Source organism: Bacillus taeanensis (genome assembly GCF_003318295.1).
Classification (GTDB): Bacteria; Bacillota; Bacilli; order Bacillales; family UBA6769; genus Maribacillus; species Maribacillus taeanensis.
In genome coordinates, this window is the sequence record NZ_QOCW01000028.1 from 11,951 (window position 1) to 37,131 (window position 25,181).

At 37.9% G+C, this 25,181-nt stretch carries 27 protein-coding genes and 1 riboswitch; of the genes, 5 read left to right on the forward strand and 22 right to left on the reverse strand.

What is annotated here, in order from left to right; all coding sequences use genetic code 11:
- Window positions 1-401: 401 nt before the first annotated feature.
- The gene (gene fbp / locus DS031_RS19475; protein ID WP_113807817.1) at window positions 402-2,333 is read left to right on the forward strand and encodes a fructose-1,6-bisphosphatase; all 1,932 of its coding nucleotides are present in this window, start codon (window positions 402-404) and stop codon (window positions 2,331-2,333) included.
- Window positions 2,334-2,451: 118 nt separating this feature from the next.
- Here the strand turns inward: fbp and DS031_RS19480 are convergent, their stop codons facing one another.
- Together DS031_RS19480 and DS031_RS19485 are read right to left on the reverse strand one after the other, a co-directional pair.
- Window positions 2,452-2,919: a 2-thiouracil desulfurase family protein gene (locus tag DS031_RS19480; RefSeq protein ID WP_113807819.1), complete on the reverse strand. Its 468-nt coding sequence runs from the start codon at window positions 2,917-2,919 to the stop codon at window positions 2,452-2,454.
- Between the two features lie 129 nt (window positions 2,920-3,048).
- Window positions 3,049-3,618: a TetR/AcrR family transcriptional regulator gene (locus DS031_RS19485; protein WP_113807821.1), complete on the reverse strand. Its 570-nt coding sequence runs from the start codon at window positions 3,616-3,618 to the stop codon at window positions 3,049-3,051.
- A gap of 180 nt (window positions 3,619-3,798) precedes the next feature.
- On the opposite strand from DS031_RS19485, the gene DS031_RS19490 reads away from it, so the two are divergent.
- Together DS031_RS19490 and DS031_RS19495 are read left to right on the forward strand one after the other, a co-directional pair.
- Complete coding sequence (locus tag DS031_RS19490) at window positions 3,799-4,728, forward strand: DsbA family protein (RefSeq protein WP_245947558.1); 930 nt, start codon at window positions 3,799-3,801, stop codon at window positions 4,726-4,728.
- 15 nt (window positions 4,729-4,743) lie between these two features.
- Complete coding sequence (locus DS031_RS19495; protein ID WP_113807822.1) at window positions 4,744-5,049, forward strand: monooxygenase; 306 nt, start codon at window positions 4,744-4,746, stop codon at window positions 5,047-5,049.
- Between the two features lie 25 nt (window positions 5,050-5,074).
- Here the strand turns inward: DS031_RS19495 and DS031_RS19500 are convergent, their stop codons facing one another.
- The 18 genes from DS031_RS19500 to DS031_RS19585 form a co-directional block, all read right to left on the reverse strand.
- Window positions 5,075-5,992 carry an energy-coupling factor ABC transporter ATP-binding protein gene (locus tag DS031_RS19500; RefSeq protein WP_113807824.1) on the reverse strand — a complete coding sequence of 306 codons (918 nt, stop codon included), beginning with the start codon at window positions 5,990-5,992 and terminating at the stop codon, window positions 5,075-5,077.
- A 34-nt stretch (window positions 5,993-6,026) separates the two neighbouring features.
- Window positions 6,027-6,803 carry a cobalt ECF transporter T component CbiQ gene (gene cbiQ, locus DS031_RS19505; protein ID WP_113807826.1) on the reverse strand — a complete coding sequence of 259 codons (777 nt, stop codon included), beginning with the start codon at window positions 6,801-6,803 and terminating at the stop codon, window positions 6,027-6,029.
- A 19-nt stretch (window positions 6,804-6,822) separates the two neighbouring features.
- A complete protein-coding gene (locus tag DS031_RS19510; protein ID WP_113807828.1) occupies window positions 6,823-7,101 on the reverse strand; it encodes an energy-coupling factor ABC transporter substrate-binding protein in 279 nt (92 codons plus the stop codon).
- A 2-nt stretch (window positions 7,102-7,103) separates the two neighbouring features.
- Window positions 7,104-7,862: an energy-coupling factor ABC transporter permease gene (locus tag DS031_RS19515; protein ID WP_113807830.1), complete on the reverse strand. Its 759-nt coding sequence runs from the start codon at window positions 7,860-7,862 to the stop codon at window positions 7,104-7,106.
- A 17-nt stretch (window positions 7,863-7,879) separates the two neighbouring features.
- Entirely contained in the window at window positions 7,880-8,449 is a 570-nt protein-coding gene (locus tag DS031_RS19520; protein WP_113807832.1) for a nitroreductase family protein, read from the reverse strand.
- A complete protein-coding gene (cobA, locus tag DS031_RS19525) occupies window positions 8,433-9,233 on the reverse strand; it encodes a uroporphyrinogen-III C-methyltransferase (protein ID WP_113807834.1) in 801 nt (266 codons plus the stop codon). Before cobA ends, DS031_RS19520 begins: the two co-directional genes overlap by 17 nt.
- 86 nt (window positions 9,234-9,319) lie before the next feature.
- On the reverse strand, window positions 9,320-10,837 hold the full coding sequence (locus DS031_RS19530; protein ID WP_113807836.1) for a cobyric acid synthase: 1,518 nt from the start codon (window positions 10,835-10,837) through the stop codon (window positions 9,320-9,322).
- Window positions 10,830-12,206, reverse strand: coding sequence for a cobyrinic acid a,c-diamide synthase CobB (locus tag DS031_RS19535; protein WP_113807838.1), 1,377 nt, complete (start codon window positions 12,204-12,206; stop codon window positions 10,830-10,832). Before DS031_RS19535 ends, DS031_RS19530 begins: the two co-directional genes overlap by 8 nt.
- Before the next feature lie 18 nt (window positions 12,207-12,224).
- Window positions 12,225-13,349, reverse strand: coding sequence for a cobalt-precorrin 5A hydrolase (locus DS031_RS19540; protein ID WP_113807840.1), 1,125 nt, complete (start codon window positions 13,347-13,349; stop codon window positions 12,225-12,227).
- Window positions 13,346-14,119 carry a precorrin-4 C(11)-methyltransferase gene (cobM, locus tag DS031_RS19545; RefSeq protein ID WP_113807841.1) on the reverse strand — a complete coding sequence of 258 codons (774 nt, stop codon included), beginning with the start codon at window positions 14,117-14,119 and terminating at the stop codon, window positions 13,346-13,348. Before cobM ends, DS031_RS19540 begins: the two co-directional genes overlap by 4 nt.
- Complete coding sequence (gene cobI, locus DS031_RS19550) at window positions 14,119-14,820, reverse strand: precorrin-2 C(20)-methyltransferase (protein WP_113807843.1); 702 nt, start codon at window positions 14,818-14,820, stop codon at window positions 14,119-14,121. The genes cobM and cobI overlap by 1 nt, the downstream gene beginning before the upstream one ends.
- 2 nt (window positions 14,821-14,822) lie before the next feature.
- Window positions 14,823-16,031 carry a precorrin-6y C5,15-methyltransferase (decarboxylating) subunit CbiE gene (gene cbiE / locus DS031_RS19555; protein ID WP_113807845.1) on the reverse strand — a complete coding sequence of 403 codons (1,209 nt, stop codon included), beginning with the start codon at window positions 16,029-16,031 and terminating at the stop codon, window positions 14,823-14,825.
- Window positions 15,997-17,133 carry a cobalt-precorrin-5B (C(1))-methyltransferase gene (locus tag DS031_RS19560; protein WP_113807847.1) on the reverse strand — a complete coding sequence of 379 codons (1,137 nt, stop codon included), beginning with the start codon at window positions 17,131-17,133 and terminating at the stop codon, window positions 15,997-15,999. The genes cbiE and DS031_RS19560 overlap by 35 nt, the downstream gene beginning before the upstream one ends.
- A gap of 3 nt (window positions 17,134-17,136) precedes the next feature.
- Window positions 17,137-17,784: a precorrin-8X methylmutase gene (locus DS031_RS19565; RefSeq protein WP_113807848.1), complete on the reverse strand. Its 648-nt coding sequence runs from the start codon at window positions 17,782-17,784 to the stop codon at window positions 17,137-17,139.
- Window positions 17,785-17,809: 25 nt separating this feature from the next.
- Window positions 17,810-18,583, reverse strand: coding sequence for a precorrin-6A reductase (gene cobK, locus DS031_RS19570; RefSeq protein ID WP_113807849.1), 774 nt, complete (start codon window positions 18,581-18,583; stop codon window positions 17,810-17,812).
- On the reverse strand, window positions 18,580-19,452 hold the full coding sequence (locus DS031_RS19575) for a sirohydrochlorin chelatase (RefSeq protein WP_113807851.1): 873 nt from the start codon (window positions 19,450-19,452) through the stop codon (window positions 18,580-18,582). The genes cobK and DS031_RS19575 overlap by 4 nt, the downstream gene beginning before the upstream one ends.
- Before the next feature lie 23 nt (window positions 19,453-19,475).
- Window positions 19,476-21,113 carry a precorrin-3B C(17)-methyltransferase gene (gene cobJ, locus DS031_RS19580; protein ID WP_113807853.1) on the reverse strand — a complete coding sequence of 546 codons (1,638 nt, stop codon included), beginning with the start codon at window positions 21,111-21,113 and terminating at the stop codon, window positions 19,476-19,478.
- A 69-nt stretch (window positions 21,114-21,182) separates the two neighbouring features.
- Window positions 21,183-21,581, reverse strand: a complete 399-nt coding sequence (locus DS031_RS19585) for a (2Fe-2S) ferredoxin domain-containing protein (RefSeq protein ID WP_113807855.1) — start codon at window positions 21,579-21,581, stop codon at window positions 21,183-21,185.
- A 214-nt stretch (window positions 21,582-21,795) separates the two neighbouring features.
- A riboswitch (cobalamin riboswitch) is annotated at window positions 21,796-21,994 on the reverse strand.
- Window positions 21,995-22,209: 215 nt separating this feature from the next.
- On the opposite strand from DS031_RS19585, the gene DS031_RS23890 reads away from it, so the two are divergent.
- On the forward strand, window positions 22,210-22,386 hold the full coding sequence (locus DS031_RS23890) for a hypothetical protein (RefSeq protein ID WP_181833258.1): 177 nt from the start codon (window positions 22,210-22,212) through the stop codon (window positions 22,384-22,386).
- Between the two features lie 53 nt (window positions 22,387-22,439).
- Complete coding sequence (locus DS031_RS19590; RefSeq protein ID WP_113807857.1) at window positions 22,440-23,087, forward strand: MerR family transcriptional regulator; 648 nt, start codon at window positions 22,440-22,442, stop codon at window positions 23,085-23,087.
- Between the two features lie 356 nt (window positions 23,088-23,443).
- Here the strand turns inward: DS031_RS19590 and DS031_RS19595 are convergent, their stop codons facing one another.
- On the reverse strand, window positions 23,444-24,211 hold the full coding sequence (locus DS031_RS19595) for a TerC family protein (protein ID WP_113807859.1): 768 nt from the start codon (window positions 24,209-24,211) through the stop codon (window positions 23,444-23,446).
- A gap of 141 nt (window positions 24,212-24,352) precedes the next feature.
- On the reverse strand, window positions 24,353-24,655 hold the full coding sequence (locus DS031_RS19600) for an SIR2 family NAD-dependent protein deacylase (RefSeq protein WP_245947560.1): 303 nt from the start codon (window positions 24,653-24,655) through the stop codon (window positions 24,353-24,355).
- Window positions 24,656-25,181 lie beyond the last annotated feature (526 nt).

Sequence of the window (25,181 nt, forward strand, 5' to 3'; positions counted from 1 at the left end):
TGAACCTTTATGAAATTAGTGGGATTAATGTGCTTTGTTACTTCAAGTATAGAGAGGAAAAAAGGAGCCTGCAATGATCGCGTAATAAAATATCACATGCTTTTCACATGGAGTGGACTAAAAGTTATCATATGAACATTTATAAAATCGCTTCTTAATCCAAAAAATAACGAATGAATCAACTGCTTTGACGTTTCCAAATAATTCTTTTCACACTGGAACCAAAATATGTTACGATCTATCATATAAAATTAAGAAAATTCTTTACAATTGCAAACAAAACCAACAAAAATTTACGTACTGTTATAGTTTCAATTTAAGGTTTCTCTTATAATATAAGTAGTTAGCAGAAATCTTTTAAAAGCTAAACAGCTCTGGATTGTGAAAGGGGATACATAGTTTTGAACAAAAAATACTTAGATTTACTCGCTCAAAAATATGATTGTGAAGAAAAAGTAGTTACTGAAATTATTAATCTTGAAGCAATTCTTAATTTACCAAAGGGAACTGAACATTTTGTCAGTGATTTACACGGCGAGTATCAAGCCTTTCAACATGTGTTAAGAAATGGATCAGGGAGAGTAAAAGAGAAAATCAGAGACCTTTTTAGCGGGGTCATCTACGAAAAAGAAATTAATGAACTAGCCACATTAGTTTATTATCCTGAAGAAAAATTACAGTTAATTAAAAATAATGTTGATAATGAACAAGAATTAAATCTATGGTACAAAGAAACGATTGAGCGTATGATTAAGCTTATTTCTTTTTGCTCCTCTAAATATACACGCTCGAAAGTACGTAAAGCACTGCCTAATCAGTTTACCTATATTATCGAAGAGCTGCTGTACAAAACAGATGAATCCGCAAATAAGGAACAGTATTACACAAAAATGGTCGAGCAAATTATTTCACTCGGACAAGCTGATAAGCTTATTACAGGTCTTGCTTACAGCACGCAGCGATTAGTTGTTGACCATCTTCATGTTGTAGGAGATATTTATGATCGCGGACCGGAACCTGATAAAATTATGGAAGCTCTCATTAACTATCATTCCGTTGATATTCAGTGGGGCAACCATGATGTGCTGTGGATCGGTGCCTTTGCCGGTTCAAAAGTTTGTCTTGCGAATATTATTCGTATTTGTGCTCGCTACGACAATTTAGATATTATTGAAGATGTATACGGAATCAATTTAAGGCCACTTCTTAACCTTGCCGAGAGATACTATGGAGACAATCCAGCCTTTCGACCAAAAATACATTCCGATAAAAAAACAACGGACCATGAACGATTACAAATTACGAAAATGCATCAAGCGATCGCAATGATTCAGTTCAAACTTGAAAGCCCGATCATCAAAAGACGACCGTACTTTAATATGTCAGAAAGACTGCTTCTTGAGAAAGTTGATTATGATAAAAACGAAATCACGATTGGTGAAACAACGTACCCATTAGAAAATTCTTGTTTTGCAACGATTAACCCAGAACAACCTGATCAGTTATTAGAAGAAGAACAGCAGGTAATAGATAAACTGTTATTTTCTGTCCAACATTCAGAAAAGCTTGCGAGACATATGAATTTTCTTATAAAAAAAGGCAGTCTTTATTTAAAATATAACGGGAACTTATTAATTCATGGTTGTATTCCTTTAGATGAAAACGGAAATATGGAAAAAATGGTGATTGAAAATAAAACGTATGCAGGTCGTGATTTACTTAATGTTTTTGAACATTATTTACGTCATGCATTTGCCCATCCTGAAAAGACAGATGACCTTGCGACAGATATGGTTTGGTATTTATGGACAGGAGAATATTCATCACTGTTTGGAAAAAGAGCAATGACAACCTTTGAACGATATTTCATTGAGGATAAAGCCACTCATAAAGAGGTAAAAAATCCATACTACTATTTACGTGAAAATGAGGATACGTGCCGTCAAATCCTGGCAGAATTTGATCTTAACCCAGATCAAGGTCATATTATTAATGGCCATACACCTGTTAAAGAAATTGAAGGAGAAAATCCAATTAAAGCAAACGGCAAGATGGTTGTTATTGACGGCGGCTTTTCGAAGGCGTATCAATCAAAAACAGGCATTGCCGGCTACACGTTATTATATAACTCTTACGGCATGAAACTTGTCGCCCATAAGCATTTTAACTCAAAAGAAGATGTTCTCCTAAATGGAACAGACGTTTTATCCGTAAAAAGGTTGGTCGATAAAGAACTGGAGCGCAAAAAGGTTCTAGAAACAAATGTTGGCGAGGAATTATTACAGGAAATCTCTATTTTGAAGAGTTTAATGGAATATCGTTATATGAAATGATGAACCTCCCCCACTTCCCTATGGTTGAAGTGGGGGTTTCTAATGTTTCTAAATGGATGGATACTTACAATCTTTAGGTTACTTTTACTTCTTTGGAGCAGCTAGCAGGATGCTATTTTTAATCGATTTCCTTAATCATTTCAAATATATTTTCCTCTGAAACAACTTTAATACCGTTTTGTTGAAGTAAAGCGGCCGTTACACCGCTCCCAGCAATCTTCTCACCTTTAAATGTTCCATTATATATCATGGCACTTCCGCATGATGGGCTGTTTTCTTTCAAAACGACAAGTAAAGCCCCTACTTCTTGCGCAATTTTTAACGTTTCATACGCACCTTTTATATATTGACCCGTGACGTCCTCACCTGATACAGTGATTACTTTTGCTTTCTCGTTAAGAACATCTTCGCCACTCCCACCAACAATCTCAGCCGGTTCTCTTGGAGTTGAAAAACCGCCGAGCAGCTCAGGGCATACTGTCATTGCCTTATTTTCTTCTACCAGTTTTTTAATTTTGTTATGTAAGCAGTCTGTGCCGTTGTATCTGACCTTTAAACCTGCGAGACAAGAACTGACTAGAATCATAGAATTCACCTCATTTCCCTTTATTTAAAGCCTACTGCTTTTTTGTTTTATAAAATGTTAAGATGACAAGTACCGTTCGCCATATCTTACTCCTCGTTCGATAATTGTTGCATGATCAGACATTTTGATTTAATCTTTGTAAGGCTCAAAATCAACCCCATACATAATAAAAGGAAGAAGTGATGTAATAAATTCTTCCGGCGGTACTTCTCTATTTCTTCTCCATTCTACAGATGCGCCGTAAATTCCCCAGCTTAACATAACAGCTGCTCTCTTCAGTGCTGTATTTTCATCAAGTGAACGCTTTTTCAACAACATTTTACAAAAAATAATTTCGAGCTGCTCCCTTATAATCTGGGCTATCGTGTCTTCGTATCCTCGATGGCAGCGGTTAGATAAAGAATTTTGAAAATTGGTAATCGCTAAGAAAATATTAACCACCACCTCTTCATTTAGATCATTTTGTTTGATTTTCTCAGAATCCAAATTAATCAACAGCACTTCTGATAATACCTTTTCCAATAAATCATATTTATCAGCGAAATGATAATAAAACGTCGCACGGTTTACCATTGCCTTTGTTGTAATATCTTTAATCGTAATATCCTTGAATTCTTTTTCACTTGAAAGTTCAATAAAAGCATCCATTATTAATTTACGTGTCCGAACAATTCTAGGGTCCGTTTTTTCTTGAGTCATTTTTTAACATCACCTTCTACTTTTTAGACAATTTTTAAAATGTGTTGTATATACGATAAATTTAATTAATTATCGGTATGGGTGTTTTTTCTTATGTATTACAATGCCATTGTACAACAACTATTCACGCAAATCTAAACTGCAGCTTTTTATGCTTATAAAAAAAGGTGGTATGTTGATATGAAGGAAACGAATAAAATGATTTGTGATCTGGAATCCGGTGTCTGTGGAGAAGTTGGAGAAAAAGAGTTCGAGATCATTGATTTCAATCAACGTAAGAAAACGGTTGATTTATATTATGTAACAGACCCTATCTGTTCACATTGCTGGGTGCTCGAACCAGTGCTGCGCCGTTTTACAGAGCAGTATGGACACTATTTTAACTTTCATACGGTGATGGGCGGATTGCTCGAAAAATGGGGTGACGATCCTGTTGATCCTGCAAACGGTATTTTTGGACCGGCAGACGTTACCGGTCACTGGAGGGAAGTTGGCGAATATTCCCGCATGCCAATTGACGGGACATTGATGATTGATAATCCAGTTCAATCATCTTACCCTCCTTCCCGTGTATTTAAAGTGATTCAAAAACACTATAATGATGGATTAGCTTCTGAATATTTACGGCGTACAAGAGAAGCTCTTTTCCTATTCAATCAAAATATTTCAGAAAAATCTGTTTTGATTGACATTGTAAATAAGCTTGAACTTGATGGAAAAACAATTGTAAACGAAGCGGAACAACGAAGCGGACAGCAATTATTAAATGAAGATTTCAAGCTTGCCGCAAGTCTCGGTGTGCGGGGATTTCCAACAATTATTATCGTAAACAAAGAAAATAAAGGAGTAAAAATTGTCGGTGCCCGCGCTTTAGAAAACTATGTTTCCGGGCTAGAGCAAGTTTTAAATAATGAAGAACTTCTGCCAAAGAAACAACAGGCACTTTCAAGCTTGCTTAAACAGGAAAAATTATTATTTTCAAAAGAAATTGAAGTCATGTACGATATTGACCAATCAAAAGTAAAAGCTTTCATTGAAAAAGAGCTTTCACAAAATGAATATCAAGTAAAAGAACTTCTAGGAGAATCCTATTTTACAACCACAAACTAGTAAAGGAGAATAGAAATGGCATACGTATTACAAATCGATTTTACAATGAATGGACCGTTCGGTGATCAAATGGCTGAGGAGTTTTCCGATTTAGCAAAGAGTATCACTGAAGAAGAAGGTTTCATGTCGAAAATTTGGACGGAAAACCCGGAAACAAATGAAGCCGGCGGCATTTACATTTTCGAAACAAAAGAAACAGCCGAAAAATATTTAGAGATGCATTCTAAACGATTAGCCGGATTTGGCATAGAAAATGTTAACGCAAAAATCTTTACGATCAATTCTAAATTAACTGAAATTACGAACGGGCGAGTGAACTAAATAACTCGGAAAGCTTTACCGATTTTCAGAAAAAAAGTCTAGTGCCTTTAAGCCTGGCATGAAAATAAGTCGAACAGGGTTTATTCATTATGTAGTTTTTATTACAAGAAAAAGATAAACTCATTCGTTCCAATAGTTCTTTTTTTGATTTAGGATAGCTTACACCTTGGAAATCGTTTAGTTCCTTTAATTGATCGTATACTTCCATTACCCAAGGTTGTTCTAAATGACTTTGACGAACAGCTTTAACATTTTGAAAGACTTCAACTGGTGAGCCATGTGAAAGAATCGTTCCGTTGTTTAAAACAATCACTTCATCAGCCCATTCATAAGCAAAGTCAACATTATGAGTAGACAGTATAATTGTTCTGCTTTCATGATGAATCGAATCTAATAACTTCATAATTTTTTTCGAGTAATACGGATCAAGTCCTGCTGTTGGCTCATCTAAGACCATGATCTCCGGGTTCATCGCAATAATACCTGCAATAGCGACTCTCTTTTTTTGACCAATGCTTAAAAAATGGGGCGGTTTATCTTTTAACGATTCAGTCTCTGTTAGCTTCATTGCGTCCTCAACAGTTTGCTTCACCTTTTCTGGGGATAGTCCTAAATTTTTAGGACCAAATTTAATATCTTCGTAAACACTTGAAGAAAAAAGCTGGGAGTCAGGATTTTGAAAAACAATCCCGACCTGTTGGCGAAGTTCCCGTATTTCCTTTCGTGTATAGGATAGCATTTTTCCCTTATATAGAACGGTACCCTTGGTAGGCTTAATAATCCCATTAAGGAGTAAAAACATTGTCGACTTTCCCGCCCCATTGTTTCCAATTAACGCAATTTTTTTCCCGTGATTGATCGATAAATTAATATCTTTTAACGCAACCGTTCCATCCGCATATTTATAAGATAAATGTTCAAAGGAGAGAATTGGTGATTTCACAATGCATGCCCCGTTTCCAATTTGATTCAACGTGTTAAGTTAAAATAGTAAGAGTAAAAAGCCCTGTCATCGAGAAGAAAATGGTAGCACAATGTAATCGATTATAGTTTAAGTTTAATTCAATTTCATATAACCCTTCACCCCCACTGCGACTTTCTATCGCGATTTGTACTTCCTTAGCGGACTGGATCGATTTTATAAAAAGACTCACAATTAATTGGGCTGCAGATATAATCCAAACTCGATAATTTTTATAGCCTAGTCTGCTCGATTGTGCCAAATAGATTTCATGCATTTTATCTAAAAGCACAAAGATAAAGCGATATGTTAAGGCTACTAATTCGATAAATAGAGTTGGAAGTTTTACTTTTTGCAAGATCCATATGAGCTGATTAAGAGGTGTTGTTAAAATAAGAAAATATAGACAGCTCACACTAGCTATTACCGTCGCGCTGAGATGATAAGCTTGTTTTAGATTAGATAAACTAATATAGATTTGCCATGCTCCCATTTCAATATTCCAGATTGCATCTGTAATAACACTATTCACTGGAGCAATCGATACGATGATCGCAATGACACTTGAAAAAAGAAAAAAAGATGGCAGGAAAAGAAACTTTATATATTGAACCAACGATATTTTTGCAGCTAAAACAATCGTTATACTCATTACAAAAAACGTGATGAAAGCAATAAACATATTTTTGGTGATGATCGTAAATAATAGAAAAGCAAAAGCAAAGCCAACCTTTTCTACTGGATGGACATCTTTTAATACACTTGAATAAGCATAATCATCAATTTTTAACATAGCGAGTCCCTTGTCCGTGTTATTCTTTAAACGAATATTTTTTTCTAGCTCGGCCAAAGCCAATTACATAGCCAATAACGATCGCGCCTACAGCTACTTGTAAAGAAAATAGTAAACTTTCAATTTCACCGCTTGGCGGCTCCCAAATCGAATTAAACCAAGGCTCATAGTCAGGTGCGATCTCTTCAATCACCCCTTCTGCTTGACCATCAGCGCCACTAAATTCAGCATCTTTTTGAAAAACTAATGGAAAGATAGCCAATAGTACAACAAATAAAAACAAAATCGCATTTTTCATCCTTAACTTGCCTCCTTTACTGCAAATAAGTGCTGGAGCTCAGACATATTGTATTTTAAAAGAAAATTCATAACCATAACGGTTAATAGCCCTTCACTAACAGCTAATGGTATTTGAGTAATGCCAAAGATACTTGCAAATTTGAAAAAAGAAGCGAAAAAGCCACCAACTTCAGCTGGAAAAGCAAGCGCTAATTGAACAGAAGTGACGATATATGTCCCTAAATCTCCAAGCATCGCTGCTAGAAAAACAGAAATCGCAAACGATAAGTTCATTTTACGCCCCAATTTGAAAACAGCATATGCTAATAAAGGTCCAACAACCGCCATTGAAAAAGCATTTGCACCTAATGTAGTCAAACCACCATGTGCTAAAAGTAATGATTGGAACAGTAGTACAATCGTACCTAAAACACTCATTGCCGTAGGTCCAAACAAAATAGTCCCTAAACCAACACCAGTTGGGTGGGAGGTGCTTCCTGTTACAGAAGGAACCTTTAAGGCCGATAAAACAAATGCAAACGCGCCAGATAAACCGAGCATTATTTTTAATTCAGGATGGTCTTTCAGCTTTTTTCGTATACTTCTCAAACCAAGGATTAAAAACGGGAGTGTGGCAGCCCACCAAAAAGCAGCCCAACCAAATGGTAAAAACCCTTCCATAATATGCATCGCATAAGCTTCTTCATACGAATTCAGCCAAAAATAATTTGTGAATCCAACGATTATCATAAGTAAAACTAACAATGATTTTATTTTCATTTTTATTCCCCCTGAATTTACAACCAAACTGTTTTTTCTTCAAATGACGTTCTTTTTGAAGCTTTCATTTTTTGTATCGAATCATCATCTGGATAGCCAATGAAAATATTTCCAATCACTTTTTTGTTTTCAGGTGCGCCAATAAACTGATGTAAACGTTCATCATGAACGAGTCCTACACCTCTTGTACGCCAAACAAATCCAAGATCCAATTCCTTTGATGCTATCCACATTGAATGAATGGCGCAGCAAACGGCATATTCATTATCCTTTGTAGCTTCTTCATCGCCTGGAACAATATCAGATGTCACAACGATATGAACAGGTGTATTTTCTAATACTTTAATGGAGCTGTTAACTAAGTGTGGTTTCGTAGGAAAACGCTGCTCCAAATATTCCTTCGCGAGAACTTCATAGCGTTTTTTCGCTTCTCCTTTGATAACATAGAAGCTCCACGGCTCCCTCATCCTATCATTTGGTGCCCACGTAGCAACTTCTAGTAATCTCTTAATCTTTTCAACTTCTACTTCTTGATCACGGTAGTCACGAATTGCTCTACGGCTTGCTAACTCACTGATAATTGACATAATTCTCCTCCTTTTGTTTTTCTATATTTAATTGAAGCTCTTCAAACCATTTAATCTTCTCACGCAGTTTCACAACTTCGCCAACGATAATGATCGACGGATGCTTCATTCCCTCTTGACTTGCCAATTTTTCAATTGTATTTAATGTACCTGTAAGCGTTTTTTGCTTATCGGTTGTCCCCCATTGAATAACAGCTACGGGTGTATTGGCACTTTTTCCGTTCTCAATTAATTTCTTACAAATGTAATTTAAGTTTCCTACTCCCATGTAAAAAGCAATTGTGTCGATTCCTTGAGCAAGAGCATTCCAATTAAGATGATCTTCCTGCTTTTCGGCACGACCATGACCTGTCACAATCGCAAAAGAAGAAGAGTAATCTCGATGGGTCACGGTAATACCAGCATAAGCAGGTGCTGCGATACCAGATGTAATGCCGGGAACAATTTCAAATTTGATATGATTCTCCGCCAGCACCTCAGCTTCTTCGCCAACACGGCCAAATACACATGGATCTCCGCCTTTTAAACGTGTGACAGTTTTTCCTTCTAGTGCTTTTTCAACTAGAAGCTCATGAATTTTTTCTTGAATTAATTCATGATTGCCAGGCTCCTTCCCACAAAAGATAAGTTCCGCACCGGCTTTTGCATGATCCAATAATTGTTTATTAACTAGTCGATCATATAAAATGACATCTGATTTTTGAATGCACTCTAATCCATAGATTGTAATTAACTTCGGATCTCCTGGTCCCGCCCCAACAAGATAAACTTTTCCTTTCGTCATAATAAGCACCCTTTTCTATTTTGTGTTTCGTTCGTTCCTTATCAGAAATACTTGTTGAACTAAAAACAGCGAATCTCTTTCACCGTTCACATTGTCACACTTTTTTGGTGGAACTCGACCATTTTTTGTTCAATCATATTCATATCAACATGCTTTCGAACATGATCAGCTAATCGATCAAAAACTTCTTCTCGTAATTGTTTAAAAGAAATACGCCGCTTGATAGGAGGCAGCCCCTTTTTTGCGCGAATATGATTTAATAACGCTTCACGAAAGGCATCATTATGAAAGATCCCATGAAAATACGTTCCAATTACATTTTCATTTGGACTTTTACAGCCATCAACTCGATCCGAAAGGTGGATAAGTGTGCGATTTTGTGCAACCATTTTTGTTTCTCCCATATGAATTTCATAGCCTTTTACTTGAAAAATCTGATCATTAAATTGCAGCTGTCCTTCCGATAACAGAGTTGTTTTCTCTTTCGTAATCGTCGTACTTAGCGGCAGTAAACCGAGTCCATTCATGAACTTGTTTGGAGATTCAATTGCATCTGGATCATGAATGTCACACCCTAACATTTGATAACCTCCGCAAATTCCTACTATTTGAGAATTACCTTGCTCGTGCAAATCTAATAATCTTTGAAAGATCCCACTTTCTTTTAAAAACCTTAAATCCTCTAATGTGTTTTTGCTTCCAGGTAAAATGACGAGATCTGGTTGTTTCAGCTGCTCTTCTTTTGTAATGAACCGAACATGACAATCAGGCTCTTGGAAAAAAGGATCGACATCTGTAAAATTTGAGATTTTCGGGTATTGTATAACCGCAATATCCAAATCCTTATCTTCATTTAAGACCGCGGTATAGTTATTTAAAATAACAGAATCTTCTGCATCAATATTCAAATGAGGCATATAAGGAATAACTCCTAACACTCGTTTTCCGGTATATTCTTCAAACCACTTTAGACCTGGCTCTAAGAGACGAATATCTCCTCTAAACTTATTAATAATAACGCCGATGATACGATCCCTGTCCTCTCGTTCTAAAAGCTGAAGCGTCCCTACTAAACTAGCGAAAACGCCTCCCTTTTCAATATCGCCAATAAGAATAACCGGGGCATTCGCCATGTTTGCTACCCGCATATTCACGAGCTCACGGTCCTTCAAATTGATTTCAGCAGGACTGCCGGCTCCTTCAATCACGACTCGTTCAAATGTATCGGTAAGATGAGCGAGTGACTCTTCAATTAATTTCAAGCCGGTCTGAAAAAAATGTTTTCGATATGTTCCTGCCTGCATATTTTTATATGGCTTTCCGTGAACAACGATTTGCGATTCGTTCTCACGATTCGGTTTAATTAAAATTGGATTCATGTATGTTGACGCTTCAATTTGTGCTGCTTCTGCTTGAACTCCTTGAGCTCGTCCGATTTCCTTTCCATCGATTGTAACGTAGGAATTTAACGCCATATTTTGCGATTTAAATGGAGCTGTCTTATAACCATCTTGTACGAAAATACGGCAAAATGCGGTAGCAATGACACTTTTCCCTGCATCTGAATGAGTACCTTGGAACATAATTGGCAGAGCCTTACCCATATGTTTTAATCTCCTCACAAAACTTCATCCAATTTTCGACCATATTGAGACAAGAGGCAAAATGAAAATGAGTATACCCCGCAACAAGATTATGCTTCAAGTATCCTTCCAGCTTTGTTCCGCGCATCCCTTTCGTTTCATAAGCGTGCTCTACATCATCTTCAGAATGAAAAGTTGAATAATGAAATTCATGTCCTCTCGCTTGTTCGTGCTCACCGATCAGAAAATTCCCTTTTCTCCCCCGTATTTCTCGATAGCCTAACGCGACTCGTTTTGAATGCATTTTTACTTCACCGGAAATAACCCCGACCATTTCATAGCGATCGTTTTTTGTCGTTTCAATCGAGTCAGTCAAGTACATGAAACCGCCACATTCAGCAAGTGTCGGCAAGCCCTGCTCAATCGCTTTTTTTATCGTCGATCGTGATCGATGATTTTCGGAAAGCTCGGCCGCAAACTCCTCGGGAAATCCTCCGCCAATGTACAGCCCATCGATATTTTCTGGCAATCGCTCATCTGCTAATGGAGAAAAATAAACAATTTCAGCTCCATGAGATTCCAATAGGTCGAGATTTTCAGAATAATAAAAGTTAAAGGCTGCATCTTTTGCAACAGCAATTTTTACTGATTTTTCTTTCTTCTTATTAAAAAGTGATGATGTTTCGTTTGTAACAATTGGCGGTGCTTGAGCTAACTGAAGCAATTGATCAATATTAACTGTTTCAAGGACAAGATCGCCTAATTGATCGAAAAATGGATCAAGCTCTCCTCTTTCAATCGAAGGAATAAGACCAAGGTGTCTTTCAGGGATGTTAATCGTTGGATCGCGCTTTAAATAGCCGATGACCGGTACTTGACATTCTTGCTCGATTGCCGTTTTAACAATCTTAAAATGCCCTTCACTGCCGACTTTATTCGCGATAACGCCAACAATATTTGCGCCTTCGCCAAGCACTTGAAATCCTTTGACGATCGCAGCCGCACTACGGGCCATGCTCGCACAATTCACAACGAGTAAAACAGGGCTTTGTGTAATCATACTAATTTCCGCTGTACTGCCTTCATTCGTTTTTGGATTTTTCCCATCAAAAACTCCCATGACCCCTTCTATAATGGAAATGTCTGCTCCATCACTTCCATGCGTGAAAATATCTAAAACATGTGCTTTTGCTAACATCCAGCTATCCAAGTTCCGTGAAACTCGGTTTGTTACAGCCGTATGATAGGATGGATCAATATAGTCTGGTCCGCATTTAAACCCTTGAACTGTTAATCCTTTTTTTCTTAATGCGGACATCAGTCCTATTGTTAACGTTGTTTTTCCAACACCGCTTCCGGTACCAGCAATGACAATTCTTCGCTCTGTCACCTAACGAACGCCACCTCTCTAATAGGGAATAACTGCAACTGAAATCGTTACGTTACCTGATTTTTTCTTTGTAATCTCTAAAGTGTCAGCACCGCTATACAAGCGGGCGGCAGGTTCACTTACTCCATAAGCGCCCGTAAATTTGTAAACCGTGTTAGAAGGAAGTTCAATTTCGACACGATTAAGCTCTTCAGCGGAATAACATGTGAAATCCCAGTTGTATTTTTGAACGACAGCAAGAATTCCTTCTTCGTCTTTTTTTAGATCAATTGAGCAAATTGCTTTCACGCTTTTCATCGAAAATTGTAATTCATCTAATGTCTCTTGAATCACTTGTTCAATTTCTTCTTTAGACGTCCCTCTATTACAACCAATCCCAAGCACGATCACTTTAGGGCGATAAAGAACGCCGTTTTGCAAAATAACGTCTTCATCCTCCGTTAAATTCCGATGAGTCACAACAAGTGCTGCTTTCGGGTTAGTTTCTATTGCTTCTTTAATCGTTGAATAAACGTTAATCGTTTCTGGAAGCGGCTTATCATAGTTCCACCAGTCTTTTTCCCCAGACTCCTGAATCACTGCGACTTGTTCTTCATTTACGACAGATGCACTTACTGGTGTTAACTTCTCAGCACTTTCCCACACCCAGCCAAATCTACTGCCAAATAAATCAACAGGAATCGTTTTTTGAACATCTGAAGCGGTCGTAATAACTGGTGTCGCCTTTAATAGTTCAGCAACTTCCTTTGTTAATTCATTTGCCCCGCCTAAATGACCAGAAAGCACACTAATAACATGCTTTCCTTTATCATCAATTACAACAACGGCAGGATCTGTTTTTTTATCTTTTAATAACGGTGCAATCATGCGAACGACAGCACCTAATGAGATAATCATAATAATGCCTTTATAGTGTTGAAAAAGGGATGGAAGAAGCATCCGGACATTTCCTTCAAAAAGAGAGATGTTTCGCTTCGCTTCATCGCCCTTTTCAAATTTACTCATGTAAAATAAATCGGTTTGATGGAAATTAGCATATAAGCTCCGCGCTAGTGTAACGCCATGCTTTGTAATCGCCACAATCGCATATGTTCCATTTTGTTTCAATTCAACGTCTTTTCCTTCTTCTAAAACGAGTGTCATTCTTTCACTCCTTTACGAAAACCGTGAGTGAATGCTTTATCATAAAGCTTTGATTTAAAATTCTTTTCATGAATACTTTTATCAAGTGCCCAACCAGCTAAAATCATCGCTTGTTTGCGGATTTCATTTGTACGCATATCTTCATCAAGATGCTCAAGTGTCGAGCGAATAATTTTTTGATCAGGCCATGTTGCTTTGTAAACGACACCAACAGGTGTATCCTTGCTCCAGCCAGCAGCTAAAAATTCTTTTACAATCTTTTTCGTAAGCGTCGCACTTAAAAACAACGCAACCGTACAGTTATGCTTTGCGAGATCTTTTAGCTTCTCAGACTCTGGAACCGGTGTTCTTCCTTCTGCTCTTGTAAGAATAACCGTTTGTGTTAAGTCTGGAATCGTCAGCTCGACACCTAGCGCGGCAGCTGATGCAAAAACAGAGCTTACACCAGGAATAATTTCTACAGAAACGTCTTTTTTGTTTAGTATTGCGATTTGCTCCATGATTGCCCCATACACAGCAGGATCACCGGTATGAACACGGACAACTTTTTTTCCTTCTTGAACACGATTAACCATCACTTGAACCATTTCCTCAAGATGCATCCCTGCCGTTTTAATAATTTCCGCTTCAGGCTTTGCTCGTTCAATTAGTTCTGCACTAACTAATGAATCAGCGTACAGGACAACGTCCGCCTCTTGAAGGAGTTTTAACCCTTTTACTGTAATTAAGTCTGGATCGCCTGGACCCGCCCCTATAATTGTAATTTTCATTATTTTCTCACCACCATAAGTGTTAAATATTCTAATTCCGCTCGCTCTAATTCGCGGATGTCCCAAATAATTTCTTCATTAGATGTTACCTTTGTTACAACAGACGCTTTATCAACTAAATCGAGCTCGCGAAGAATTTCGAGCATTAAATCGATCACTTTTGCGACTTTAATAAAAATCACACAATCATTTTCTACAATCGCTTTTTTCATTGCTTCATAGTCATCTCTTGCAGGAATGATCGCAACATGATCATCTCCCTCCGCAAGGGCAATACCAAGTCTAGAAGCAGCCCCGTTAATCGATGAAATTCCTGGTACGGTTTCAATGTTAACTTCTGGGTAGCGCTCTTTTACGAGATTCATCATATGAATAAAGGTACTGTACAAAAGAGGGTCTCCTTCTGTTACAAACGCAACATCCTTACCTGACTTAAGTTTTTCCCACACAATCTCGACCGTATTTAACCATTCACGTTCAAGAATTTCTGGATCCTTCGTCATCGGAAAGACGAGGCCGAGCATTTCTTTTTCACCCGGGTTTATGTACACATCAATAATCCGTTGTGCATAGCTTTTACTGCCCTTTTGCTTTTTAGGATAGGCAATCACTGGAGCTTCTTTTAGCTTCCGAAACGCTTTAACGGTTAAAAGCTCTGGATCTCCCGGACCTACTCCTAAGCCGTATAATGTTCCTACCATTCTTATTCCCCTTCCTTATGTTGTGCAGTAATAATGTAAATTGGATTTAATGCGTCAAATCGCGTTAAGTTTAAGATCGGTTTACTTCTCGAAATTTGGGCTAAAGTAATGTTCACTTGGAATCCATTTTTTTTAAACGTTTCACCTGCTTGATATAAGTTCTCAATCGTCACCGCATTTAAAACGATTCTTCCGCCCTTTTTTAATCGCGAGCAGCAAACCGATAAAATCTCTTCCATACCTCCCGCTGTCCCGCCAATAAAGACCGCATCAGGATCTGGGAATTCGTCTAAACGCTCTGGAGCTTTTCCTTGAACAACAGTAAAGTCCGTTCGAAATTTCACCATATTCAAACGACAATTTTCTAGATCATGTTCATTTTTTTCAATCGCAAATATTTGTCCTTCTTTTGCAATCATGCAAGCCTCAATCGCAACAGATCCTGTACAAGTGCCAATATCCCATACAGTACTGCTTTCGGTAAGCTTTAATTCGCTTAAGCTAAGCGTTCTAATTTCTTTTTTCGTTAATAACCCTTTTTCAGGCTTTCTCTGATAAAATTCGTCGTCATTAATTCCAAATGACCACCGTTTTCCTTCTGATACTTTTTGAAGGATTACAACATTAAGCGGAGAAAATTCTGTGTTTTCCATCTCATCAAGCTCATAAAACGCATATCGTTCATTTTCCCCTCCGAGATTTTCAGCGACAAAAGCTCTGTACTCCTTCATTCCAAATGAACGTAAATAACGCGCGATTTGATTAGGGCTATTAACAGCATCCGTAAGAAGAGCAACTTTTTTGCGGCCATTGATCTTTTGCGCAAGTCCTTTCATGCTTCTTCCATGCACACTTACGACATACGCATCCTGCCAGCTCTCATTCATTTTGGCAAACGCTTGCTGCAGTGAGCTTATATAAGGATAAATTTCTACATCTAGTTTTTTGGCAAGATAGCTGCCGATTCCATAAAATAATGGGTCCCCAGAGGCTAACACAACAACTTTTCTCGTTTCTCTTTCTAAGGAAGTGACGAGTGAGGATAAGCCGCCTTTAATCGTTACCTTTTCCCCTTCGTAATCTGGAAAAAATAATAATTGTCGTTCTCCCCCTACAAGAACCTCACTTTCGTCAATCCATTTCTCATAGATGGGAAGAAGGCTTCTCTTCCCATCGTCACCGATTCCAATAATTTTCATTTTCTTCGTCATTTTCCCCTGCCTTTCCAAGCAATGTACCTTTCAACGTGTACAAGCTTGTCTCAATCGAGATCCCACCGCCAACTTCCTTTAATCCTGACAAGCAGCAGTAAGTACAAAGAATCTTAAAAAAATCATGATAACCTTGGTCATACAGTAAATCACCTACTTGAGAAGCGGTGTTTGCCTGCTTGATCGTTTCAAGCAGCACTTCATCCTTTACCCCAGATTCAACAGCTATACTTGCTAGAAAGTTAAAATCAACTGGTGCGCTTTTGGAATGAACCATCATCACACCTTGTGCAACTTTTGAAAATTTCCCCATCATTCCAACGAGAGATACTTTCTTAATTCCTTGTCGTTTGCATTGCTTTAGTGTAAAGCCAACGAAATCGCCCATTTCAATAAATGCCTCTTCAGGAAGTTCTGGATATTGCTGCATCCCATATTTCTCGCTTCTACCTCCCGTTGTGATCACAACATGGTGACATTCACTTGCCCGCGCAACACTAATTGCCTGGACAATACTTGCCATATAGGCAGAGCTTGAAAATGGAATAACCGTTCCTCGTGTTCCTAAAATAGAGATCCCACCGATAATGCCAAGGCGCTTGTTCAATGTCGCTTCTGCGATTTTTTCGCCATCAGGAACTGAAATCGTAATGTGAATGCCTCTATTAATTCTGTGAGACGTAAGAACTTCTTGAGCTGTTTCAAGAATCATTTTCCGCGGTACAGGGTTAATGGCTGCTTCACCTACAGGCACAGGGAGACCCTCTTTGGTCACACGACCAACCCCAATACCACCATCAAGGGAAATGCCAGGCTTATCACTCCAAGAAACGGTCGATTTAATAAGTGCTCCGTGTGTAGCATCTGGATCATCACCGGCATCTTTAATCGTTCCTGCCTCAGCTAAATGAGGCTCAATGATGCAGCTTTCCATTATAAATGTCGCAAATTTGCCAACTGGTAAATATATCGTGCTTTTGGTTTGAGTTTCACCCGTTATTAATGCAAGCAAAGCGGCTTTTGTTGTCGCAGCTGCACAGGCACCTGTTGTGTAGCCTGAACGCATTTCTTTCTTGTCTTTCTTTTTAGCTTTCGCGTCCATGAATTACTCCTTTTCAGCTAAAAGAGAAATTGCATTTAACGCCGCAACCGTGACCGTACTGCCACCCTTTCTGCCTACATTCGTAATAAACGGAACATCTAATTTCGCTAATTCTTCCTTAGACTCAGGTGCTGATACAAAGCCTACTGGAAGACCGATTACTAAGCTTGGCTTTGCTTTTCCTTCTTTAATTAAGCGAATTAATTCTAATAATGCAGTTGGAGCATTTCCAATTGCAAAAATTCCACCGTCAAATTGTTGAATCGCTTTTCGTACCGAAATGATCGCGCGAGTTGTGTTTAAACGTTTCGCTTCTTTCATTACTTCTGGATCAGAAATATAAACATTTACACTCCCGCCATGCTTTTCAATTCTTCCTTTGCTCACACCGCTTAGAATCATTTGAACATCCACATAAACGTGTTCCCCATTGCGAATTGCATCAATTCCTGCTTGAATCGCTTTGTCATGAAAAAGCATGCTATGTCCCAATTTAAAATCAGCCGAAGCGTGCACAACACGTTGGACAACTTTGTACTGTTCCTCTGAAAAATCATGTTCACCAAACTCTGAATCGATTATGTTAAAACTCATACCCTCAATTTCCTGAGGTTGTACGGTTAAAGGTTTAAACTCTGTTTTAAAGTCCATCATTCATTCCTCCAATTTGCTTTTGTTATTTTTCTTCTTTACAAATGGCATCAATACTAGTTAGAATACTTGAAAAGTCTGAGTAAGCATTTCCATATTGAATGTTTGGTCGTTTTATCATGATTGTTTCAATTCCTAATTCAATCGCAGCTTCTAATTTTTCATCCACAGACCCTGCTTTGCCACTTTCCTTTGTGACCATTGTTGTCACGCCGTACTGATTGTACAGAGCACGATTGAATTCCTTTGTAAAAGGGCCTTGAATCGCGACAATGTCTTTTTGCGGCAAGCCGAGCGCTTCGCATTTTTCCATATTATCTTTTCTTGGCAGCATACGAGCAATAACGCGGGTATCAGGTTCATTTAATAGTCTGCTTGTGAAGACATTAAGCGTTTTACTTCCTGTTGTAAGCATAATCACACCTTTTTTTTCAGCTGCCAATTGTGCCGCTTCTTCATAGCTGTCAACCATTATAATGCCTTTATGTTGATAAGTTTGTGATTCACGTTCGTAACGTATATAAGGAACATTCGCTTCTTTTGCGCCTAACAAAGCGTTTTTACTCGCTTCTTCTGCAAAAGGGTGACTAGCGTCCACAACAGCTTTAAAACCTTGTGTTTGAATCATCTTCACAAAATCCTCATTCGTTAACCGTCCTACGTAAACGTCTAACCCAGCCTTTTGCATTTCCTTTCCGGCATTTTCTGTTACGACAGTTGTTAAAATTTTGTATCCTGCTTCTTGAATCATTAAGGCTAATGCTCTTGCATCACCCGTACCAGCTAAAAAGAGAATCATAGTTTTTGCGCCTCATGTTCATGATCGTGGTGGTGATCGTGGTCGTGATGATGATGGTGATCAATATGTTCCATTGCTTCAATTCGATAAACACATGTATCACAATTCATTTTCACATCACCCTGCAGCGCTTCTTTAATTCTATCTTTAATAATCGTCTGTAACCTTGGATGAAACCCAAAATACCCTGCAAGCTTGAACTCGATCCCAGGATGCTCTTGCTCAAATGTTTCAATCATGTTTTCAAGACGTTTAATTAAAATACCGGTAAAAAGAAAATATGGTAAAATGACAATCTTTTTTGCACCTAACTTTACACATCGTTCAACCCCTTCTTTTATGAGAGGATCTGTAACACCCATAAAAGCAGGCTCAACATACTTGTAATGTATGTTCTCCCATAATAAACGAGTGATTTTATACAAATCACTATTTGCATCCTGATCGCTTCCACCGCGGCCTAATAAAAGAACAGCCGTATCCGCGTCATGTTCTTTTAGATTCTCACCCACTTCTTCTAAGCGGCTTTTACAAATTTCAATCGTTTCCTCATGAATACCAAATGGTCGACCGTATGTGAACGAGATTTCAGGATATTTTTGTTTCGCTTCATCAATCGCTGCGGGAATATGAATTTTTGAATGACCTGCCCCTAGTAACATAAGGGGAATAACATATACATGAGCAGCTCCTCTTTCAATGCATGTTTGAATTCCTTGGTCAATTGTCGGTTTTTCAAATTCTAAAAAACATGTTTCAACTAAAAGCTCTGAATCTAACTGGGGCTTTAACTCGTCAATCATTTGTCTTACTTGTTCATTTCCTTCAGGGTCCCGGCTTCCGTGTCCAACTAGTAAAACAGCTTTCATACGCTTCTCCCCTATCTTTTCATTTAGTCTCCACATGGAGCTGGTTCAATTTCAATCTTTGGTGTCATATCTTTATAGGTATAATCTTGAACATTTCCTACGCGTTTAAAGTATTTAAAAAACCGTTCATTCGGATGACCTTTTTCTTTGTATTCGTAAACGATGTTTTCAATAACCTCAATGATTTTCTCAGGCTCAATTCCTTCAGCGACTGGCTGTCCAGCGTGAGCTGTTCTCCCAACTGTTTTTGCACCTAAAAACAAATCAAATTTCCCTTTTCTAAACACAATTCCGATGTCTTCCTTTACTGCCCCGTAACATGCCATACCACAACCGTTAAAGCCCACTTTTAACTCTTTAGGAAGTTCAAAACCGCTTAACTTACGATGAAGCTCTTCAGCATATGGAATGGAATCCTTTTTTTCACCTTCACAGAAATCACATGCTTTTAGTTGAAAAACATCACCAATAGGCTCTAACAGAAACCCAACATCACTTAATTTTTTCGTGATCACCTCTGGTTCACTTGTTGGTATTCTTAAATAAATTTGATGGTGTGGCGTGTATTCCATCGAGCCCTCACTTCCTACAACCTCTGCAAGAGTCATCATTTGTTCAGATGTAAACTTTTTATTGGCAATTCCCGGGCTAACAGCTAATTCAAAAATAGATGTAATAGGGGGACTTACCGAAACAAGTTGCGAAGTACTCGTCTCATTTAATCCACTCCCTACTTTACTAAGAGCCTCTAAAGCGACTTGTAAAGATGTTCCATCCTCCTTTTTTTGTTTCACCTTTTTTACCTCGCTGTTTTGAACAGAATCTTGTATCCCTCTATGAAGTGCCCATGGCTCATTTTCATGCCTTAACCGTTCATGTGGTTTTAATCGCTGCTCGATTGTGTTTAACGTATACTTTCGTTGATAGCCCCTTGGAGTAATCATTTTATTATCATAAAGAAAAGTTGTTGAATTCCCAATAACAACAGTTGTTAACATGCCAATCTCATAATCAAGCATATGTTCAAGGTCTGTAATGATAATCTTTTCCCGATCACGATAAGCACTTTTTACAAGCCCAACAGGTGTAGCTGGTGATCGATAGTTTAATAGAATTCGCTGCGCCTCTTGAATTTGTCTTGTACGACGTCCGCTCTTAGGATTATATAGTGTGACAACAAAATCAGCTTGTGCTGCCGCTTCAATTCTTTTTTCAATTAAATCCCAAGGTGTTAAGTGATCGCTCAAACTAATTGTGCATGCATCATGCATAATTGGTGCTCCTAATAAGGAAGCACAAGAATTGATCGCTGATATACCAGGAATGACTTCAACACTAACACCTGATTCTTCTTTCCAGCCTTGTTCGATTAATACTTCATAAACAAGGCCTGCCATACCATATACACCAGCATCACCGCTTGAAATGACAGCGACTGTTTTCCCTTCTTCTGCAAGACGAACAGCTGCTTGTGCACGACTTACTTCCTCTGCCATCCCTGTACTAATGATCTCTTGATCTGTTAATAAACCCTGAATTAGCTCTACATAAGTTTTGTATCCAATAATACAATCGCTCTCTTGTATCGCTTCTTGAGCTCTTTTTGTCATATGTTCAAAACTTCCAGGTCCAAAACCAATAACAAGCAACTTTCCTAGCAATTAACATTCCTCCTTCCAAAGGATCGTTTTAGTAAGCGTTTACAATTTTACGTTATTCAAATCTAGTCTCTATTTCAGGTCCAAATTAACTTCGTTTTTTTGTGGTTTACATATACCAACCACACAACTTGAGTTTTCCGGAGCAGTAAAGCGCTCAAAATCATATTTATAAATCACACTATCTTCTACAATCTTGTTGCGAGCCAAGTGTTCTTGGACAATTTCTCTTCCTAGTTCAGATGTAGCAGCTTTGTACCAAACTCCTTCAGGATAAACAATAACAACACAAGCATCCTTGCATCTTCCATTACATCGTGTTCTTGTTGTATGTATAGCACTATCTAAATTTAAGTTAGTAATTTCCTCTCTTATCGCCTGTGTTACTTCTTCGCCACCTTTTCTCATGCAGCTGCTTCCGTTACAAATCAATAAATGATGTTTTGTTTCTGATAAATTCCAAGTGGTCATTTACTCACTTCCAATCTATTTTTTTGTGAAAATGCATGGCTAAACAACTAATATCTTTTTTCACTTAGAAAATCAGATGTTTTTATCCAAATAAAAAATCCACTCAGATTCAAACTGAGCGGATGAAAAAAGCAAACGAAAGCTCCCAAAAAACATATTAAACATCGTGATTTTTGGTTACAATCGTTTCACCTTCTCACCTCCCGAAGAAACTGAAACTTTATAAATTAAGACAGGTCTCCTGACTCATGTATCTTCCTACTTTAAGCCCTTCCCATATAATCACTCTTATAATAAGAGTATCTTATACAGTGGTACGCTTATTTCGTCCACATTTACAGTTGCGGGGACAGTTCTGGATTTTCACCAGATTCCCTTTTAAGCCTTATGGCATCTTAACTTATCGTCTATTAATTTTTAGTTTACTTATCTAATATCTATAATAACACATTTATAATTGATAAAGGTATTATATTTTCTAAAAAATCTAATTAATCCGAAAATTAAAAAACCAGAGGAACAGGTACCTTGCCTCTTTCCAGTTCAGGGCGTGGAACCCGTCGCCTTGGCTCAGCAGAATTGCTTTTCAGATATTCCAGACACCTAAAAAAGGAAGCAGAATACCTGTTTGACACCTTTTTTTGCAATATATTACAGTTTAAGCCCAGTCGTATCAATGAGTCATAGGGTATCATCAGACTTTTGGAAAATATCTAAAAATGGTGTCATACAGCCGCTTCTTCCAAAAAGACATTATTATATTGATCAATCAAAAGGAATTATTTTGATTACTCCTGCTTCTTAATTTGATAAAATAAGAGATTATCAGGTGGAATTTGTAAGGTGGGAGATAAGAGAATGGCTCAATTTTGGAAAAGTAGTGATTTTGCGAAGCTGATCGGGAAACATCCGAATACAGTAGCTAATTGGTTTAAGCAGTTAGAGGCCCGGGGACTGCACTATATTGGTCGAACCCAAAACAATGAAAAAGTATATGATGAGTTAGATTTAGAAATCGCCCGTCATATAAACGAAAAGCGTGGCGAAAAATGGGCATTAAACGCCATTTTTGAAAACGTGAAGGAACACTTTGAACTAAGGTCACCCGGCGAGTATGTACAGAACACAAACACGCCACAAACTCAGAACATGGAAACTATAAAAAATGAGATCATGACAGCGGCACAAGAAATTGCCAACACACAGGTGCAGGAAGTAAAAGAACACTATGAGAAACTTTTAAGAAGCTTACCGCAGCCAAAAACTGCTGAACAAGAAAGAGAAGAGCGAATTGCAGAAATGGTACGCATACGGAAAATCGAAACGGAATTAGTGGAAGAAGCTCAAAGAATATGGGCTTTAGAGCCGGAAATAGAGCGGATGAAAAAAGGAAGTTTCTTTGGAAAAGAAGAAGATCAAATAAAGCGTGACCAATTTGTGAGAGACTATGTAAATAGACATTTTGAAGATCGAATCAGAAAGAAATTTTTCCATGAAGTAAGATGAAATTATTCTATCATTTTTCAAATTTAGTACCAGTCATTTGCCCAATACGATAAGTGACTGGTACCTATTTTTTCTAATTATAAAGCATAAAAGAAAAACTTTTGCATATTTATCTTTTTACATACATATTATTTAGGATAGCTTTAATACATAAGTCATTTAAACCATTCTCCTCTATACATACCATTATAAAGGAGTTGGTTTTATTGAATAGTCTTTATCATTTTTTAATGGTACATTGGTATTTAGGTATCCCAAATTTGTTTATTATACTTTTTTTGTTACTTCACGGTTTTTCCAATAAAAAGTAACCTAATCCAACAAAAAAAGGACCAAAATACATTGGCCCTTCCCTCTTAAGCTTCTTTGCTGATGGATTCGTCTAATTTTTTTGCTCCCGTAAACCAGCCAGCAAGTACAATAATCAGCATGAATGCCCAAAAGATTCCTTTCACTAACGCTCCATGCGCAAAATGATCTGTTACAAAGGTAATACCCGTTGTATCGTGAAACCCTGGGTGAGCGAGCGTAATGATGAGAAGCTTTACGCCTACGAGCGTTACTAAACCATATGCTGCTTTCTCAAGGTTTGGTCGTGTTTCCATCACCTTTAATAAACCTGTTGCCGCATAACGAATTGCCACAACACCAAGTAAACCGCCGATCATAATAACTCCAAAGTGCCCGGCGTCAAGACCGCCGATTTTAAACCAACCTAACTCTTTTAAACCAACAGCGAAGGCGATCGCTGCAAGCATACTGTCAATCGCAAATACGATATCCATAACCTCTACTTTAAGAACAGTCGGCCAGAAACCAGCCTTGCTTTGTTTTTCTCCATCTTCTTCGTCTGCTTCACCCGCAGCTAAACCTTTAATTCCAATATATAATAAATAAAGGGCTCCTAATGCTTGAATAAACCACCATTTCATTAATAATCCAATAATAAAGAAACATGCAAACCTAAAAACAACCGCACCAGCTAACCCATACTTTAACGCTTTAGCCTGCTGTTCTTTCGGAAGGTGCTTCACCATTACTGCCAGTACTGCTGCATTATCTACAGATAACAATATTTCTAAAGCAACAAGGGCAACGATGGCCACAATATATTCTACTAACAACGCTTCTCTTCCCTTCTAAAAAAATAATATCCTTAAGAGTATACCATTTATTTTAAATGAATGCTCATAATAATATAAAGAGAAGTTATGCTAGTCTTTTGAACCTGCTGCCCACCTCGATTAGAATCCCTAAAAGACTATTCAATCTACGTTTTGCGTTGCAATCGCATTTACAAGTCCTCTTTTTTCAAAATCAGCTAAAATAAGATGTCCCTCATGCGGCACACAGCTTTCCAAACTTTTTATACGCATGCTGTAAAATTCATGAAATAATGAATAGTGATCTTGAAATGCTTCAACGGTTGCGACAGTACGCGGGTCAATATTCTTCCACAATCCAGACGAAGAACGAAAATCTGGAATTCCGCTTTTAACAGACATCCCTGCACCTGTAAGAACAGTTGTATAGGAGGAAGATTTTATAAGCTGCGCTAATTTAACCACTTCAGGGTAACAAGCTTTTGCTCACTTTTTGTAGTTCGATTGAGTTAATTTTCTACTTCGGATTTCCTGCCATATTTGAAATTTAAATTGAGGATGGATGGTCATTGGTTTTAGATCCAGCCAAGGATAGGAGTCTAATAACTCGATTGCTTCTTTCCATGAGGAAGCATTTGATGAAGTCGATTGTGCAGATTGCTCAATTGAATGATCGTCTAGATCTTTAAATATTAGTTCATTAACATTTTTGTGAAAAAGCTAGTTTCCTTGTTCATCATATTAAAAACGTTGTTAAACCATATGCAATGACAGCCAGTTACTAGTCTCATTATCATCCCGAAAACGGCTGCTGTAAGCACCTTTTTTGGTGTTAATTCTGATTTCATTGACCAAATCGCATGAATTTGACCAAAGATGTCGGAAAGCGGTAGACAAGATGAAACTAATACGAAAGTATGAATATGATAATTAAACTATAAACCTCTCCCAAATGTATTAATGATTGTAATACTCCGACTTTTTTGATTCC

What these genes read in the sequence shown, in the direction of transcription:
- DS031_RS19480 (WP_113807819.1), bottom strand. Translation starts at nt 2,919, where the DNA reads ATGATTCTAGTCAGTTCTTGTCTCGCAGGTTTAAAGGTCAGATACAAC.
- DS031_RS19485 (WP_113807821.1), bottom strand. Translation starts at nt 3,618, where the DNA reads ATGACTCAAGAAAAAACGGACCCTAGAATTGTTCGGACACGTAAATTA.
- DS031_RS19490 (WP_245947558.1), top strand. Translation starts at nt 3,799, where the DNA reads ATGAAGGAAACGAATAAAATGATTTGTGATCTGGAATCCGGTGTCTGT.
- DS031_RS19495 (WP_113807822.1), top strand. Translation starts at nt 4,744, where the DNA reads ATGGCATACGTATTACAAATCGATTTTACAATGAATGGACCGTTCGGT.
- cbiQ (WP_113807826.1), bottom strand. Translation starts at nt 6,803, where the DNA reads ATGTTAAAAATTGATGATTATGCTTATTCAAGTGTATTAAAAGATGTC.
- DS031_RS19510 (WP_113807828.1), bottom strand. Translation starts at nt 7,101, where the DNA reads ATGAAAAATGCGATTTTGTTTTTATTTGTTGTACTATTGGCTATCTTT.
- DS031_RS19515 (WP_113807830.1), bottom strand. Translation starts at nt 7,862, where the DNA reads ATGAAAATAAAATCATTGTTAGTTTTACTTATGATAATCGTTGGATTC.
- DS031_RS19520 (WP_113807832.1), bottom strand. Translation starts at nt 8,449, where the DNA reads ATGTCAATTATCAGTGAGTTAGCAAGCCGTAGAGCAATTCGTGACTAC.
- cobA (WP_113807834.1), bottom strand. Translation starts at nt 9,233, where the DNA reads ATGACGAAAGGAAAAGTTTATCTTGTTGGGGCGGGACCAGGAGATCCG.
- DS031_RS19530 (WP_113807836.1), bottom strand. Translation starts at nt 10,837, where the DNA reads ATGGGTAAGGCTCTGCCAATTATGTTCCAAGGTACTCATTCAGATGCA.
- DS031_RS19540 (WP_113807840.1), bottom strand. Translation starts at nt 13,349, where the DNA reads ATGACACTCGTTTTAGAAGAAGGAAAAGACGTTGAATTGAAACAAAAT.
- cobM (WP_113807841.1), bottom strand. Translation starts at nt 14,119, where the DNA reads ATGAAAATTACAATTATAGGGGCGGGTCCAGGCGATCCAGACTTAATT.
- cobI (WP_113807843.1), bottom strand. Translation starts at nt 14,820, where the DNA reads ATGGTAGGAACATTATACGGCTTAGGAGTAGGTCCGGGAGATCCAGAG.
- cbiE (WP_113807845.1), bottom strand. Translation starts at nt 16,031, where the DNA reads ATGACGAAGAAAATGAAAATTATTGGAATCGGTGACGATGGGAAGAGA.
- DS031_RS19560 (WP_113807847.1), bottom strand. Translation starts at nt 17,133, where the DNA reads ATGGACGCGAAAGCTAAAAAGAAAGACAAGAAAGAAATGCGTTCAGGC.
- DS031_RS19565 (WP_113807848.1), bottom strand. Translation starts at nt 17,784, where the DNA reads ATGGACTTTAAAACAGAGTTTAAACCTTTAACCGTACAACCTCAGGAA.
- cobK (WP_113807849.1), bottom strand. Translation starts at nt 18,583, where the DNA reads ATGATTCTCTTTTTAGCTGGTACGGGTGATGCAAGAGCATTAGCCTTA.
- DS031_RS19575 (WP_113807851.1), bottom strand. Translation starts at nt 19,452, where the DNA reads ATGAAAGCTGTTTTACTAGTTGGACACGGAAGCCGGGACCCTGAAGGA.
- DS031_RS19585 (WP_113807855.1), bottom strand. Translation starts at nt 21,581, where the DNA reads ATGACCACTTGGAATTTATCAGAAACAAAACATCATTTATTGATTTGT.
- DS031_RS19590 (WP_113807857.1), top strand. Translation starts at nt 22,440, where the DNA reads ATGGCTCAATTTTGGAAAAGTAGTGATTTTGCGAAGCTGATCGGGAAA.